This window comes from Rhizobium sp. BE258, from assembly GCF_031457345.1.
Taxonomy (GTDB): Bacteria; Pseudomonadota; Alphaproteobacteria; order Rhizobiales; family Rhizobiaceae; genus Rhizobium.
Map to the genome: position 1 here is coordinate 290,641 of NZ_JAVDWL010000005.1, position 15,520 is coordinate 306,160.

At 60.2% G+C, this 15,520-nt stretch carries 14 protein-coding genes; 7 read left to right on the top strand and 7 right to left on the bottom strand.

All coding sequences use genetic code 11. The features are described from left to right. Window positions 1-9: 9 nt before the first annotated feature. The 4 genes from thiB (at window position 10) to J2X43_RS19725 (ending at window position 5,163) form a co-directional block, all read left to right on the top strand. Window positions 10-1,032 carry a thiamine ABC transporter substrate binding subunit gene (thiB, locus tag J2X43_RS19710; protein ID WP_310296461.1) on the top strand — a complete coding sequence of 341 codons (1,023 nt, stop codon included), beginning with the start codon at window positions 10-12 and terminating at the stop codon, window positions 1,030-1,032. Beyond that, entirely contained in the window at window positions 1,032-2,669 is a 1,638-nt protein-coding gene (thiP, locus tag J2X43_RS19715) for a thiamine/thiamine pyrophosphate ABC transporter permease ThiP (RefSeq protein WP_310296709.1), read from the top strand. Before thiB ends, thiP begins: the two co-directional genes overlap by 1 nt. Next, a complete protein-coding gene (locus J2X43_RS19720; protein ID WP_310296463.1) occupies window positions 2,656-3,366 on the top strand; it encodes an ATP-binding cassette domain-containing protein in 711 nt (236 codons plus the stop codon). The genes thiP and J2X43_RS19720 overlap by 14 nt, the downstream gene beginning before the upstream one ends. A gap of 252 nt (window positions 3,367-3,618) precedes the next feature. Beyond that, window positions 3,619-5,163: a M48 family metalloprotease gene (locus J2X43_RS19725; protein ID WP_310296464.1), complete on the top strand. Its 1,545-nt coding sequence runs from the start codon at window positions 3,619-3,621 to the stop codon at window positions 5,161-5,163. Between the two features lie 54 nt (window positions 5,164-5,217). On the opposite strand, the gene J2X43_RS19730 is transcribed toward J2X43_RS19725, so the two are convergent. The 5 genes from J2X43_RS19730 to J2X43_RS19750 all read right to left on the bottom strand — a co-directional run bounded on the left by J2X43_RS19730 (window position 5,218) and on the right by J2X43_RS19750 (window position 11,432). Further along, window positions 5,218-6,081 (bottom strand): RNA polymerase factor sigma-32, encoded by an 864-nt coding sequence (locus J2X43_RS19730; protein ID WP_112385893.1) that lies wholly within the window; start codon window positions 6,079-6,081, stop codon window positions 5,218-5,220. 375 nt (window positions 6,082-6,456) lie between these two features. Next, window positions 6,457-7,029 (bottom strand): CarD family transcriptional regulator, encoded by a 573-nt coding sequence (locus J2X43_RS19735; protein WP_112385894.1) that lies wholly within the window; start codon window positions 7,027-7,029, stop codon window positions 6,457-6,459. Between the two features lie 397 nt (window positions 7,030-7,426). After that, window positions 7,427-7,765, bottom strand: coding sequence for a ferredoxin FdxA (gene fdxA / locus J2X43_RS19740; protein ID WP_310296467.1), 339 nt, complete (start codon window positions 7,763-7,765; stop codon window positions 7,427-7,429). 193 nt (window positions 7,766-7,958) lie between these two features. Further along, entirely contained in the window at window positions 7,959-8,363 is a 405-nt protein-coding gene (locus J2X43_RS19745) for an RNA-binding S4 domain-containing protein (protein WP_112540431.1), read from the bottom strand. Between the two features lie 3 nt (window positions 8,364-8,366). Further along, window positions 8,367-11,432 (bottom strand): helicase-related protein, encoded by a 3,066-nt coding sequence (locus J2X43_RS19750; protein WP_310296469.1) that lies wholly within the window; start codon window positions 11,430-11,432, stop codon window positions 8,367-8,369. A 728-nt stretch (window positions 11,433-12,160) separates the two neighbouring features. Between J2X43_RS19750 and J2X43_RS19755 the strand changes: the two genes are divergently transcribed. After that, window positions 12,161-12,316, top strand: a complete 156-nt coding sequence (locus J2X43_RS19755) for a DUF3309 family protein (RefSeq protein ID WP_112385898.1) — start codon at window positions 12,161-12,163, stop codon at window positions 12,314-12,316. A 28-nt stretch (window positions 12,317-12,344) separates the two neighbouring features. After that, window positions 12,345-12,638, top strand: a complete 294-nt coding sequence (locus J2X43_RS19760; protein WP_112385899.1) for a YMGG-like glycine zipper-containing protein — start codon at window positions 12,345-12,347, stop codon at window positions 12,636-12,638. A 101-nt stretch (window positions 12,639-12,739) separates the two neighbouring features. On the opposite strand, the gene J2X43_RS19765 is transcribed toward J2X43_RS19760, so the two are convergent. Both J2X43_RS19765 and J2X43_RS19770 read right to left on the bottom strand, forming a co-directional pair. Continuing rightward, window positions 12,740-13,465 carry a beta-ketoacyl-ACP reductase gene (locus J2X43_RS19765; protein ID WP_310296470.1) on the bottom strand — a complete coding sequence of 242 codons (726 nt, stop codon included), beginning with the start codon at window positions 13,463-13,465 and terminating at the stop codon, window positions 12,740-12,742. A 59-nt stretch (window positions 13,466-13,524) separates the two neighbouring features. Beyond that, a complete protein-coding gene (locus J2X43_RS19770; protein ID WP_310296471.1) occupies window positions 13,525-14,706 on the bottom strand; it encodes an acetyl-CoA C-acetyltransferase in 1,182 nt (393 codons plus the stop codon). 239 nt (window positions 14,707-14,945) lie between these two features. On the opposite strand from J2X43_RS19770, the gene phaR reads away from it, so the two are divergent. After that, the gene (phaR, locus tag J2X43_RS19775; RefSeq protein WP_112385902.1) at window positions 14,946-15,518 is read left to right on the top strand and encodes a polyhydroxyalkanoate synthesis repressor PhaR; all 573 of its coding nucleotides are present in this window, start codon (window positions 14,946-14,948) and stop codon (window positions 15,516-15,518) included. Window positions 15,519-15,520 lie beyond the last annotated feature (2 nt).

The window sequence follows — 15,520 nt, forward strand, 5'->3', positions numbered from 1 at the left end:
AGGCGCGCCATGCCCGGCCGCAAACCATTGATCGCATCATTCGTCACGGCTTTCCTTGCCGCAACAGTCACTCTGTCTCCGGCGCAGGCCGCCGACAAGACGCTGACCATTTACACCTACGAGAGCTTCACCTCGGAATGGGGCCCGGGCCCCAAGGTCAAGGAAGCCTTCGAGAAGACCTGCGCCTGCACGGTCAATTTCGTCAGCGTCGCCGATGGCGTGGCGCTTCTCTCACGCCTGAAGCTCGAAGGCGCCTCGACCAAGGCCGACATCGTTCTCGGCATCGATACCAACCTGATCACCGAAGCCAAGGACACCGGCCTGTTCGACGTAAGCGGCGTCGATACCAGCGACCTCAAGGTACCGGGCGATTTCAAGGACGATGTCTTCGTTCCCTATGACTATGGCCACTTCGCCATCATCTACGACACGCAGACCATCAAGAACCCGCCGAAAAGCATGCAGGAACTGATCGACGGCGACCCATCGCAAAAGCTCGTCATCGAGGATCCGCGCACCTCGACGCCCGGCCTTGGCCTGCTGCTCTGGGTGAAGTCCGTCTATGGCGACAAGGCGCCCGAAGCATGGACGAAGCTCAAGAGCCGCATCCTGACGGTGACGCCCGGCTGGTCTGAAGCCTATGGCTTGTTCACCAAGGGCGAGGCGCCGATGGTATTGTCCTACACGACCTCACCAGCCTATCACATGGTCGCCGAGAACACCGACCGCTATCAGGCCGCCGCCTTCTCCGAAGGTCACTACATCCAGATCGAAGTCGCCGGCCTTCTCAAGAACGCGCCGGATAAAGAACTCGCCCGCGACTTCCTGAAGTTCATGGTGACGCCGGGTTTCCAGGACACGATCCCGACCAACAATTGGATGATGCCTGTTGCGGCCACCTCCACGCCGCTGCCGGATGCCTTCGGCAAGCTGGTCAATCCGTCCAAGACCTTCCTGATGAGCCCGGATGATGTCGCCAAAAACCGCAAGTCCTGGATCGATGAGTGGCTGACGGCCATGAGCATGAACTGATGCTGCAGACGGCTGCGGAACGGAGAAATGCGCTGGCGGGCGGGGCAATCGGCCTCGCCGCCATCCTGCTTTTCATCGGCATCGCCGCCGTCTCGCTGACTGCTTCCGGCGGCAGTGATGCGTTCGCCGGGATCATCTCGGATCCCTACATTCTCCGCGTCCTGCGCTTCACGCTGCTGCAAGCGGTTCTCTCCACGCTGCTCTCAGTTCTCCTGGCGCTCCCCGTCGCGCGGGCGCTTGCCCGCCAGCCGAACTTTCCCGGCCGCATCTGGATCATCCGGCTGATGGCCGTGCCGATGGGATTGCCCGTTCTGATCGGCGCGCTCGGGCTCATTGGCATTTGGGGACGGCAGGGCCTGCTCAATACCGCTTTGCTCAAGCTCGGCCTGTCCGAACCCGTCAGCATCTACGGACTGACCGGCATCCTCCTCGCCCACATCTTCTTCAATCTGCCGCTCGCTTGCCGGCTGATGCTTGCAGGACTGGAGCGCCTGCCCGCCGAATACTGGCTGATGGCAAGCAATCTCGGCATGCGCCCGCGCGCCGTCTTCCGTTTCATCGAATGGCCGGCGATCCGCGGCCTGATCCCTGGCATTTCAGGGCTGATCTTCATGCTCTGCGCCACCAGCTTCACGCTGGTGCTGACGCTTGGCGGCGGACCGGCGGCAACGACGATCGAGGTGGCGATCTACCAGTCGCTGCGTTTTGATTTCGACCCGGGCCGAGCGGTAGCTCTGTCCTTGCTGCAGATTGCCCTGGCCGGCCTCATCCTCGGCGCCATGTCGTTTCTCCCCGCCAGCCGTGACGAAGGGCTGACCGCCGGACGCCACTCCATGCGTTTCGATGGCAGAATGGCGATGGCAAAACTGTCGGATGGCCTGCTCCTCGTCCTCGCTACGGCTTTTCTGCTTTCGCCATTGCTTTCCGTGTTGGTAGCCGGCCTGAGAGCCGACCTCCCGAAGCTGGTCGGCGAGCCGGTCTTCTGGCAAGCCGCAGCGATGAGCTTCGGCATATCCCTTTCCGCCGCCACATTGGCCCTTGTCGTATCAGCAGCCCTGATCCGCGCCCGCCAGACCATCAGCGGGGACAAGCGTTTCACACGCGGCAGCCGCGCCCTCTACGCAGCGATGGGCGGAGCCTCGTCAATGGTGCTGTTGGTGCCGCCCGTGGTGCTTGCGACCGGCTGGTTCATGGCGCTCAGGCCATTCGGCGACGCCTCTGTTTTTGCGCCCGTCCTCGTCGTTCTGATCAACATGCTGATGGCCCTGCCCTTCGTCATGCGCGTGCTTGAACCGGCCTATCTCGTCCATCAGCGCCGCACCGCGCGCCTCTCGGCAAGTCTCGGGATAACCGGCGCGGCGCGGCTGCGGCTTGTCGACTGGCCGGGGCTGCGCAAGCCGTTGCTGACCGCCCTGTCTTTCGCCATGGCGCTGTCGCTCGGCGATCTTGGCGCTGTCGCCCTGTTCGGATCCGATGGTTTTGTCACACTTCCATGGCTGGTCTACAGCCGCATGGGAAGCTACAGAACCAACGATGCCGACGGCCTTGCGCTGATCCTCGGCGTCATTTGCCTATTGCTGACGATCGCCGGAGCATCCGGCCAGATGCGAGGACATGGTGCCGATGACGGCCGCTGATATCACCATGCAGAACGTCCGCCTGACGCTCGGCAGCCACGCCTTCCATTTCGATTGCACGCTGCCCCGCGGCCAGATCATTGCCGTGACAGGCCCATCGGGCGCCGGCAAATCGACCTTACTCAATCTGCTGGCAGGCTTCGAGACGCCGGAGAGCGGCCGCGTTCTGCTCGCCGGACATGATGTTACCGGCAGTCACCCGGCCGAGCGGCCCGTCTCGCTTGTCTTTCAGGACAACAATCTCTTCGCTCATCTCGATATCTTCACCAATGTCGGGCTGGGCATTAATCCGGCCCTGAAGCTCGCGCCGACGGATCGCAGCCGCATCTCGGCCGCGCTGGCGCAGGTCGGCCTGACGGGCTTCGAAAAAAGGCTTCCTGCAACGCTTTCCGGCGGCGAAAGGCAGCGCGCCGCCTTTGCCCGCGCCCTCGTTCGCAAGCGTCCAATCCTGCTTCTCGACGAACCCTTCGCCGCCCTCGACCCTAGCCTGCGCAACGGCATGGCTGAGCTTCTGACGGCAATGCAGCGCGAGACCGGGGCCACGGTCATCATCGTTTCGCACGACCCGGATGAGGTTCGCCGCATTGCACAATATGGCGTTTTCATCGACCATGGCGCGATTGCGCTCGCTGCACCGTTGAGCGAGTATCTGGCTGATCAGAGCACCCCCGCATTGCGGCAATTTCTGCAGGGCTGACGAATATCCACGCCGCGATGGCACTTTCGCCACAATTTCATCGGAGCGAAAGAACTCCTTAACCACGCTAAGCTTGCTAAATTACAACGGCGCCATAATTACGCAGAGTCTCGCTATGCAACCGATGCGGAAATCAGCTACAGCAATGACGTCTGTTCCCCCGTTGTGCAATGCGAGAAGCGGGATGGACGCCTGTTGAACCCCGTTGGAAGTGGCCGGATCGAACATTTGGCGAGCCGGCCGAAAAGCAAGATGACTCGGAGAGCCAGACTGGACAGCATGACGACGTGGACGAGACCCGCGCCTTCCAGGAACGTGCTATCCGCTTTGCGTCAACGGGGACGGCATGCGCTGCTTTTGACGGCTGCTGCCATGGCTCTCAACGGCTGTCAGTCGATCATCGAACAGTCCTACCAGCCGACGGTTTCCCCCTCGTCCAATCCGCAGATCGTCGATGAGGTCCAGAAGAACGACCCGCGCGCTGCCATGGGTGCGCGCGAGCATCCGCGCATCGTTGCGAGCTACGGCGGCGAATACAAGGATGCCAAGACCGAGCGGCTTGTCGCCCGCATCGCCGGCGCCCTGACGGCGGTTTCCGAAAATCCGAGCCAGTCCTATCGCATTACCATTCTGAATTCGCCGGCGATCAACGCCTTTGCGCTGCCGGGCGGCTATCTCTATGTGACTCGCGGCCTGCTGGCGCTCGCCAACGACGCTTCGGAAGTCGCTGCCGTGCTATCGCATGAGATGGGCCACGTGACCGCAAACCACGGCATCGAGCGCCAGAAGCGCGAAGAGGCCGAAGTCATAGCCAGCCGCGTGGTCGCCGAAGTCCTGTCGAGCGATATCGCCGGCAAGCAGGCGCTCGCCCGCGGCAAACTGCGTCTCGCCGCCTTCTCCCGCCAGCAGGAACTGCAGGCCGACGTGATCGGCGTGCGCATGCTGGGCGAGGCAGGCTACGATCCCTACTCGGCGGCACGCTTCCTTGACAGCATGGCCGCTTACAGCCGCTTCATGTCGGCCGATCCCGACGCCGACCAGAGCCTCGACTTCCTGTCGAGCCACCCAAATTCGGCCCAGCGCATCGAACTTGCGCGTGACCACGCCCGCGCCTTCGGCCAGGAAGGCAAGGTCGGCGACAAGGGCCGTGACTATTATCTCGATGGCATCGACGGCCTGCTCTACGGCGACAGCCCCGAAGAGGGCTATGTGCGCGGCCAGACCTTCCTGCATGGCGGCCTCGGCATCCGCTTCGACGTACCGCCCGATTTCACCATCGACAACAAGGTTGAAGCCGTCATGGCGACCGGCCCGGGCGATGTCGCGATCCGCTTCGACGGCGTGGCCGACAGCAACAACCAGAGCCTGACAAATTATATCTCGAGCGGCTGGGTGACAGGCCTCGACCCGTCGACCATCCAGCCGACGACAATCAACGGCATGGAAGCCGCAACCGCCCGCGCCAGCGCAGATCGCTGGGATTTCGACGTAACCGTCATCCGCAACAACCAGCAGATCTTCCGTTTCCTGACGGCCGTGCCGAAGGGCAGCACAGCGCTGCAGCAGACGGCCGACGTGCTGAGAGCGAGCTTCCGCCGCATGACGCCGGACGAGATGTCCTCGCTGAAGCCGCTGCGCATCCGCGTCGTCACGGTACGCGCCGGCGACAACATCACCACGCTCGCGGCCCGGATGATGGGCACCGATCGCAAGCTCGACCTTTTCAAGCTGATCAATGCCCTGCCGATGGGCGCGTCCGTAGCGCCCGGCGACCGTGTGAAAATCATCGCCGAATAAAAAAGGCCCGGTGTGAACCGGGCCAGTCTGTGCTTCTGGGAGTAAAGACTACTTTCAGGCGTAGGCGGCCATATGCGGATCGGCGCTGACAAGCGCGCTGCGCAACTTTTCCATTGCCCGGCTCTCGATCTGGCGTACCCGTTCCTTCGAAATTCCGAGATCGGCGCCGAGCTCTTCAAGAGTCGCTCCGTCTTCTGCCAGGCGCCGTGCGCTGATGATCTTCATCTCGCGCTCGTTGAGATGCGTCAGCGCCGAGGCCAGCCAGACGCGGCGGCGCTCGCCGTCGATCATGTTCGTCACCTGCTCGTCCGGCAGTGGCTCGTTGCTGACGAGGAAATCCATCTTCTCGGCACTATCGGCGTCCCCGGAGACCGAAGGCGCCTGCAACGACGCATCGTTGCTGGAGAGCCGCGCATCCATCGTCTGGACGTCCGCAAGGCTGACGCCGAGTGCAGCAGCGATTTCCTGATGGATCGACTGCACGGTCAGCTGGGTGTCGCCACGCGCCAGCTTGGCGCGCAACCGGCGAAGATTGAAGAACAGCGCCTTCTGCGCTGAGCTTGTGCCGCCGCGAACGATCGACCAGTTTCGCAGGATATAATCCTGAATGGAGGCACGGATCCACCAGCTGGCATAGGTCGAAAACCGCACTTCGCGTTCGGGCTCGAACCGCGCTGCAGCTTCAAGCAGACCGACATACCCTTCCTGCACGAGGTCGCTCATCGGCAGGCCGAAATTGCGGAACTTGCCGGCCATGGAGATGACAAGACGCATATGCGCCATGGCGATCTGGTTGCGCGCGCCGCGGTCGTCATTGTCCTTCCAGCGGATCGCCAGCTGATGCTCTTCCTCGCGGGCAAGATAGGGAGCCGCCATCGCAATTTTGATCATGCGCCGGTCTGCAGACATGTTCCTCATATCGGTCTCCTAAAATCAGGCCTCGCGCCCAAACAAAAAACAACGAAGGTTCGTTTCCGGAACGTGGCCGCCCGGATCAAATTCAGCTCTCGAATGCAAAAGGCCTCTCTCCTGGACTTTTCAGGAGGAGGCCCTATCTCTTCAACAAGTACCGGTCAGACGGTCAGGCAGGATCTGATTCTTCAAGTTGCCGTTCCGGCAAAATGTGGAAGCCATGACCCACTCCTCGTCCAGCGTTCAAACCAGCGGACGAACGGTGGGCTCCACCGGTTTTTTGTCCGCACTTACGAGATCTAAACGCGGCAGCGCGGAAAAAGTTCCAAGAAAAAACCCGGCTCGAAGGCCGGGTTTTTTGCAAGGAAAAACAAAGTGCTATTATGCGGCTTCGTCCTGGGAGTCGTCTTCTTCGATTGCCTTGCCGCGCTTCGGACCCTTGTTGAGGTTGGTCTCGACGAGACGGACGGCTTCCGTTTCCGACATCTTGTTCACGGCAGCGATTTCGCGAGCCATACGGTCGAGGGCAGCTTCATACAGCTGACGCTCGGAATAGGACTGCTCCGGCTGGTTTTCGGCACGATAGAGATCGCGCACGACTTCTGCGATGGAAATCAGGTCGCCGGAATTGATCTTGGCATCATATTCCTGCGCACGGCGGGACCACATGGTACGCTTGACACGAGCCTTGCCCTGCACAACCTTGAGCGCGCGCTCAACGAAGTCGGTTTCCGACAGCTTGCGCATGCCGATGCTCATCGCCTTTGCGACCGGAACCTTCAGACGCATCTTGTCCTTTTCGAAATCGATAACGAAAAGTTCGAGCTTCATGCCGGCAACTTCTTGCTCTTCGATAGCGGTGATGGTACCGACGCCATGAGCGGGGTACACGATCGATTCACCGGTCTTGAAGCCGTGGCGAGCTGCTGAAGGTTTTTTCTGCTGGGTCGTCATACTAATCAAAAACTCCCTGTTACGCTTCCGGCGGCGGCCGGAGCCGGGTCAGTCAGGCCCGGATGAGACGGTAGAATTCCCGTCGGGTGACTTCACTCTGGTCCCACCAGACATAAGCAAAGAAATTCGTGCACGCGATTAACGATCGGACAGCTCAACTCGTTGATATGTCACGGAAACCGCGTACGGATTTAATTTGCTTTCGTGATGGTTTTGGGCACGCCTCGTGCCTCAAATGGGTCAGTCTCTAGAACCTATCACAAAAATATGAGGAAATCAATAATTTGGTGCGTGTGAGTCATGCGGGCAACACATGGCTCACATATTAGTGAAGCATCACTTGAAACGTTTAAGCGCCTTCTGAACCCGATTTCAGGCGGATTTCAGTAGCTTGAACTCAATCGCCCGCGCCGGGCTTTTCGGAGAAATACTTCTCGAATTTGCCGGTCTCGCCGTCCATTTCCTTGGCCTCGGGCATCGAGTCCTTTTTGACGGTAATATTGGGCCAGACGCTGGCATATTCAGCGTTGATCTTGAGCCATTTGTCGAGACCCGGTTCGGTATCCGGCTTGATCGCCTCGGCAGGACATTCGGGTTCGCAGACGCCGCAGTCGATGCATTCGTCGGGATGGATGACGAGGAAATTTTCGCCTTCATAGAAGCAATCGACCGGGCAGACTTCCACGCAGTCGGTATATTTGCAGCGAATGCAATTGTCGGTCACGACATAGGTCATGAAAAACTCCAGGATTTCACGCGAGCGGGGAGACGAACCTGGAACGTCGCGTCTTTCCCTGTGCCGGAGGAGCAGCGTTGACTGGCTTGGGAGGCAAGAACGCAGTCCGGCGAGTTGATTGTGACGTATCGGCTTTACAGCCTGATTTCAAGGATTATCCATCTTCAAAAACCGGCGGCGCAGACAGAGTTTTCTAATCCTCGCCCGACTGGAGCCTGTCGATTGCCCGCCGCTCTTTCTTTGTCGGCCGTCCTGCCCCCGCGCCGCGGATCGCCTGCTCGTAGGCGGTGAGACGTTTCGTCTCATCTTCAGGCGGCGTGATGTTCTCGTAAAGGCGCTGCGCCTCTTCGAAAGGCCCCCGCCGCTCGCCCGGCAGTTTGACAAGGAGGACGACGTCCCGGCGATCGAGTTGCAGCTCGACGCGATCGCCCGCCTTGACTGTCTGACTGGGCTGGATGGCACGCTCGCCGTTGATGCGAACGTGCCCGGATTGAACATGGCTTTGCGCCAATGAGCGGGATTTCACCATGCGCGTGAAGAACAGCCATTTGTCGATGCGCTGGCGCGAACCGCTTGCTGGCTGTGTCTCCCCGCCCATCGATTACTTCTTCATCTGCTCCTTCAAGGCAGCGAGCTTGGCGAAGGGCGAATCCGGATCGATCGGCTTTTCCTTGCGCGGCGGCTTGGCCTCGAAGCGCAGCGGCTGGGCGCCGCCACGGTTGTTGTTGCGGTCGTTGCGATCCTTCCGGTCACCACGATCCTGACGGTCGCCACGCTGTTCGTTGCGATCGCCACGGCCCTGATGCGGCTTGCCGCCATCGCGGCCGCGCTGCTGGCGGTTGCCATCGCGGCCTTCGCGATTGCCTTCGCCGCGGTTGTTGCCTTCAGCGCCTTCGGTCGCGCCGCCCTGACGACGGTTGCCCTGCTGGCGCTCGCCGCCGCGGCGTTCGCCGTGGTTGCGCACCGGGCGCTGGTTGTCGTTGCGGCCGCCGAGGCGCCACAGCAGAACCGGCTTCGGCTCCTGCGGTTCGCCGCTTTCGGCCGTCACTTCGGCAGCTTCAGCAGGCGCTTCGGCAGCGGGTGCTTCTGCAGGTGCTTCCTCAGCACCATCCGCATCGTCGTGATCGGCCTTGTCGGATGCTTCTTCGGCTGGTGCCTCGCTCGCGGCCGGTGCATCCGACGCATCTTGCGTGGCAAGATGGGCGGCAGCCTCTTCGGCCTTCACGGCATCCGCACGGTAACCGAGACCCTTGAGGATCTCTTCCATGTCCTCGAGCGTCGCGCCGAGGATGGAGAGCATTGCGGTCGTTGTCGTAAAGCGGCGGCCGTCATAGGCACCCTCGGGACGGTTTGCCTGACCCGGCTTCCACTGCAGCAGCGGACGGATGATATCGGCAAGCCGCTCTAGAATATCGATACGAACAGCCCGCTTCCCGAGGAAACGGAAACCGGCAAGCTTGTAGAAGGTGCGCTCGAAGCTCGGATCGGTGACGACAGACGTACGGCCAGCGGCCAGAACCGGAATGAGGTCACCATAGCCAGGCTTGTCGAGACCGTCGTTCTTCAGCGCCCAGAGGAGCGTGATCAATTCGGCAGGCGCCGGCTTCAGAAGTGCCGGAACGAAGATGTGGTAAGCGCCAAACCGCACGCCGTAGCGGCGCATCGAGGCACGGCCATCCTGATCCAGCGACTTGACGTCGTCGGCGACGTCGCGGCGGAACAGTACGCCGAGATTCTCGACGAGCTGGAACGCCAGACCCTTTGCCAGGCCCTGCAGGTCTTCAGCGCGCGACAGATCGTCGAGCGGCTTCAGCACCGTGCTGATGTGATGATTGACGAAGCGCTCGACGCGGGCGGCGACATGATCGCGCGCATTTCCGGTCAACTGTTCGTCGGCAAGCAGGATCACCCGCGGCCGCATTATGTGGTCGCTGCCCGAAAGCCGCGCCACGGGATCGCCGAGCCAGCGCACAAGGCCATCGGCGCTGATCGCCAGATCGCCATTGCCGGCAGCATGCATGCGCGCAGCGCGCGCTTCGAATTCCAGAGCAAGCGCCTTTTGTGAAGCAGCCTGTACGGCCTTGGCGTCCGGTCCATCCGTTCCACCGATGGGCGTGAAGCGGAAACCGCTCAACTGACCCACATGATGTCCCTCCACGAAGACATCACCATTCACACTGATTTCAGCTTCCAGCATCGCATTCTCTCTCAGGCGCTTCATGAGCACAGATGTCCTGCGATCAACAAAGCGTTTCGTCAACCTTTCATGTAACGCATCGGACAATCGATCTTCGATTTCCCGCGTCTTTTCCTGCCAGTGTGTCGGATCGGCAAGCCAACCGGGCCGGTTCGACACATAGGTCCAGGTTCTTATCTGCGCGATTCGCGCCGAAAGCGTGTCGATTTCACCGTCCGTCCGGTCCGCACGATGCACCTGCTCCGCGAGGAAATCTTCGTTCACCGTGCCACGGCGGACGAGATCAGAAAAGAGGGTCGAGATCAGATCGGCATGCTGGGCCGGTGCAATACGCCGGTAATCGGGCAGCGCACAAGCTTCCCAGAGCTTTTCAACCCTTTCCGGCTTGGTCGCAAGATCAATAATTTCCGGATATCGTGAAAGATGTTCCAGCGCCTGCTGATCGACCGAAGGCAGGGATCGCGTCAGCCCCTGGACGCTCGGCGGCTTTTCCAGGCTTGCGCGCAGCGATTGTATCGAGGCGAAGTCGAATTCCTTGGTCCGCCACTGCAGAACCTTGACGTTGTCGAACTCGTGCGCCTCGATCCGCTGCACCAGTTCATCATCAAAAGGTGCGACCTGCCCGGTGACGCCGAAGGTGCCATCGCGAACATGGCGGCCGGCACGCCCGGCGATCTGGCCAAGTTCTGCGGGATTGAGATTGCGGAACTGGTAGCCGTCGAATTTCCGGTCTTGCGCGAAGGCGACATGATCGACGTCGAGATTGAGCCCCATGCCGATCGCATCGGTGGCGACCAGATATTCGACATCGCCCGCCTGATAGAGCGCCACTTGCGCATTGCGCGTCCGCGGGCTGAGCGCGCCAAGCACGACGGCCGCGCCGCCGCGTTGGCGCCGGATCAGCTCGGCGATGGCGTAAACTTCGTCAGCCGAGAAGGCGACGATCGCCGAGCGCTGCGGCAGCCGGGTAATCTTCTTCTGCCCGGCATAGAGCAGCTGCGACAGTCTCGGCCTCTCGATGACGGTAATACCAGGCAACAGCTGCTGGAGAATGGGGCGCATCGTGCCGGCGCCAAGCAGCAGCGTCTCGTCGCGCCCGCGCAAATGTAGAATGCGGTCGGTGAAGATATGCCCGCGCTCGAGATCTCCGGCCAGTTGCACTTCGTCGATCGCGACAAAGGCCGCCTTGGTTTCCCGCGGCATCGCCTCGACTGTGCAGACCGAAAAGCGCGCATTGGGCGGAGAAATCTTTTCCTCGCCCGTGACCAGCGCGACATTGTGCACACCGACCTTTTCGACGACCCGGCTATAGACCTCTCGCGCCAGAAGGCGCAGCGGCAGCCCGATCACGCCGGTGCCATGCGCGACCATGCGCTCGATGGCGTAATGCGTCTTGCCGGTATTGGTCGGCCCGAGCACCGCGGTCACACCGCGCCCACTCAGTATCATCGGCTGCGAATTCAGTGTCATGGTCCATGCAAGTGAGGCGGGGAGCCCCGGGGTCAAGTCAGCAGACAACACATGGACAGGGCAACCGGCAAACGCAAGAGCCGGATGATGCGAATGCTCTGCTAATTTGATTCAACAAGCGGCGCTAAGCCTCTGTTTTGAGATTCGGAACAGCTTGAGAACGAATCAGAGACGAATCGCAGACTCGCGGTGATTCAGCTTTTGTTCACGGCTAAGTATTGGTTTTGAATCAGCTTTTCCCACTAGATGCTGAATCACCGGAATCCGGCAATTTGCAGCAGGCGAACTTGGATGGCCTATTTTCATCCGGCGTCAACCGCAAAGACGGAAAACCCGAAAACCACTGAATTAACCTTCGGGTCAAAGCCGGAACGAATCACAGACGAATCGCCGACAGCCGCAAATTCCGCTTTTGTTCGCCACTGCATATTGATGAACTGCGCGAACGGGCGCTATATGCAGCCTCCTTGATTGCAGGATCAGCATTGAAAATCGGGCGCCATTAACACTTTCCGCCCTGAGTTTGATGTTTCGTTAAAATTTTCTGCGGAACAGCGGAACCTTTTTGAGCCTGACGCGTTTATACCGTCCCGTAGAATATAAGTTCCGGCACCATCAAGAAAACTCCATCCTGAAATTGCACGCACATAAGTTTAGCCGGGAACAAAAACCCGGCTACCGTGTTTATTGTCCATTCGTAACTCGCGGTGAGTTGAAGGACAGAAAACATGCTCAGTACGATACTTCTTATTATCCTTATTCTGCTTTTGATCGGCGCTCTGCCGAATTGGGGTTACAGCCGCGCTTGGGGCTATGGACCTTCTGGCGGTTTGGGGCTAGTTCTCGTCATTATCATTATCCTTGTCCTGATGGGCCGCATCTAAAGGCCATGTAACTGGGGAGTTGTAAGTCATGATGAAGAAGGTTGTTCTCGTTGCAGCACTCGTGGGTGCGCTTGCATCGTGCACGGCAACTGAGCAGGGCACCGCAATCGGCGCTGGCTCTGGCGCCCTTATTGGCGGTGCGGTTTCCAACAGCTGGGGCGGCGCAGCCGTCGGCGCCGTTGCAGGCGGCCTGGTTGGCGCTGCAGTCGGTAACTCGGTCGATCAGCGCAATGGCCGCTATTCGGGCCAGCGCGTCTATCGTGACCGCTACGGTTGCTACGTAGCCTACTCGAACGGCTCAACGCGCCGCGTTCGCTGCTAACAATAGACTGATCTCTTGAAAACGGGCGCCTTGGCGCCCGTTTTTGTTTCAACCGTTGCGCTAGATCCCGGTGAGTGAACTCCCGGAAGCTCAGGGCGCCTCTAGACGAAAAACTGCCCGCCATTCGCCGTCAGCGTCGAGCCGGTGATGAACCCGGCGTCATCCGAGGCCAGGAACACCACACAACGCGCGATTTCTTCAGGCTCGCCAAGACGGCCAACCGGGATCTGCGGGATGATCCGCTCGTTCAGCACCTTTTCCGGAACCGCAAGAACCATCTCCGTGCCGATATAACCGGGGCAGACGGCGTTGACCGTGATGTTCTTCGCCGCACCCTCTTGCGCCAGCGCCTTGGTGAAGCCGAGATCGCCGGCCTTGGCAGCTGAATAGTTGACCTGTCCCATCTGGCCTTTCTGGCCATTGATCGACGAGATATTGACGATACGGCCGAAGCTGCGGTCACGCATGCCGCCCCAGACCTGGTGGGTCATGTTGAAGAGACCGGTGAGGTTGGTGTTGACGACCTCATGCCACTGCTGTGGGGTCATCTTGTGAAACATCGCGTCGCGGGTGATACCGGCGTTGTTGATCAGAACGTCGATGGGGCCGAGCTCGGCCTCCACCTTGGCGATGCCCTCGCCGCAAGCGGCATAGTCGGAAACGTCCCACTTGAAGACCGGGACGCCGGTTAGGTCATGAAAGGCCTTGGCCTTCTCTTCGTTGCCGGCGTAGTTCGCCGCCACCTTGTAACCGGCGTTCTTGAGCGCCACCGAAATTGCTGCACCGATGCCACGTGTGCCACCGGTGACCAAAGCCACTCTGCTCATGTTTCGCTCCCCTTGTTATCGCCTTCGATCCCGTCATTAAGACATGGATCGCATGCTATTTAAAGTGCTTCGAGGCACATCGCGACGCCCATGCCGCCGCCGATGCAGAGTGTTGCCAATCCTTTTTTGGCGCCGCGGCGTTTCATTTCAAAAACCAGCGTATTCAGAACGCGGGCACCGGACGCACCGATCGGATGGCCGATGGCGATCGCGCCGCCATTGACGTTGACGATCGCCGGATCCCAGCCGAGATCACGGTTGACGGCACAAGCCTGTGCCGCGAAGGCCTCGTTGGCCTCCACCAGATCGAGATCGCCGACCGACCAGCCTGCTTTCTCAAGCGCCTTGCGCGATGCCGGGATCGGGCCTGTGCCCATGACCTGCGGATCGACACCCGCGGTTGCCCAGGAAACGATGCGCACGAGCGGCTGGATACCGCGGCGCACAGCCTCCGCTTCGGTCATCAGAACAGTTGCGGCGGCACCGTCGTTGAGACCGGATGCGTTGGCGGCAGTTACCGTCCCGTCCTTGTCGAAAGCCGGGCGAAGCTTGGTCATCGCCTCGATCGTTGCACCGTGGCGGATATACTCGTCGGCATCGACGGTCACGTCACCCTTGCGGCCCTGGATGACGAAAGGAACAATCTCATCCTTGAAGCGGCCGGCCTTCTGCGCGGCCTCCGCCTTGTTCTGCGAGGAAACCGCGAACTGGTCCTGCTCGTCGCGCGAAAGCTGCCACTGGCGGGCGATGTTTTCCGCCGTGATCCCCATGTGATAGCCGTAGAAAGCGTCTGTGAGGCCGTCCTTGATCATCGTGTCGATCATCTTCATGTCGCCCATCTTGGTGCCGCCGCGAAGATGCGCAGCATGCGGCGCCATCGACATCGATTCCTGGCCGCCGGCGACAATGATCTTTGCATCTCCGGTTGCGATCTGCTGCATGCCGAGCGCAACAGCGCGCAATCCGGAACCACACAGCTGATTGACACTCCAGGCCGTCGCTTCCTTGGGAACACCCGCCTTCATCGCTGCCTGACGCGCCGGGTTCTGACCCTCACCAGCCTGCAGGACCTGGCCGAGAATGACCTCGTCCACCTCTGCGGCATCGACGCCGGCGCGCTCGAGCGCACCCTTGATGGCCGTTGCTCCGAGTTCGTGTGCAGGGACTGTGGCAAAGGCGCCGTTGAAAGAGCCGACCGCTGTGCGGGCTGCGCTGGCGATGACGATGGACGTGTTGCTCATGGAAAGCCTCCTCGCGTTTCAGCACTTTATATAGGTCGAAACTGGCAAAGCTTTTAGCCCGAGTCAAACGCCAAGACCGTCATATGGCAATTTTAGCCCGCACTTACGAAGACGCGAATTATGACGGGAATAAAAGGGGTTGCCGCATCGCACAAAGAGATTGTCACCGGCGTTCTTTTGCGTCTACATTCGATATTGGAGGAATTTCCACATCATCAGACGGGGTTCAGGAGACTGATATGGCGAAGAATGAGGGTCAGATAGTCATCAAGAAATACGCCAATCGCCGACTCTATAACACGGGCACCAGCACCTATGTGACGCTGGAAGACCTGGCGGAGATGGTGAAGAAGGGCGAGGACTTCACGGTCCAGGATGCCAAGTCCGGCGATGATATCACCCACTCGGTATTGACCCAGATTATTTTCGAGCAGGAATCGAAGACCGGCAACACGCTGCTGCCGATTTCCTTCCTTCGACAGCTGATCACCTATTATGGCGATCAGATGCAGATGGTCGTTCCGAGCTTTCTCGAACACTCTATGAAGGCCTTCACCGAGCAGCAATCGCAGATGCGCGAGCAGGTGACCCGCGCCTTCGGCGAAACGCCGATCGGCAAGAACCTGCAACTTCCGATGCAGATGGTCGAGGAGCAGGTGCGCCGCAACACCGAGATGTTCCAGCAGGCGATGCAGATGTTTTCGCCCTTCATGACCCCTCCTGCCAAGGAGACCAAGAAGGCTGAAGCCAAGGACATCGACGAGCTGAAGGAACAGCTGAGGGCGCTTCAGAACAAGCTGGACAATCTCTGATC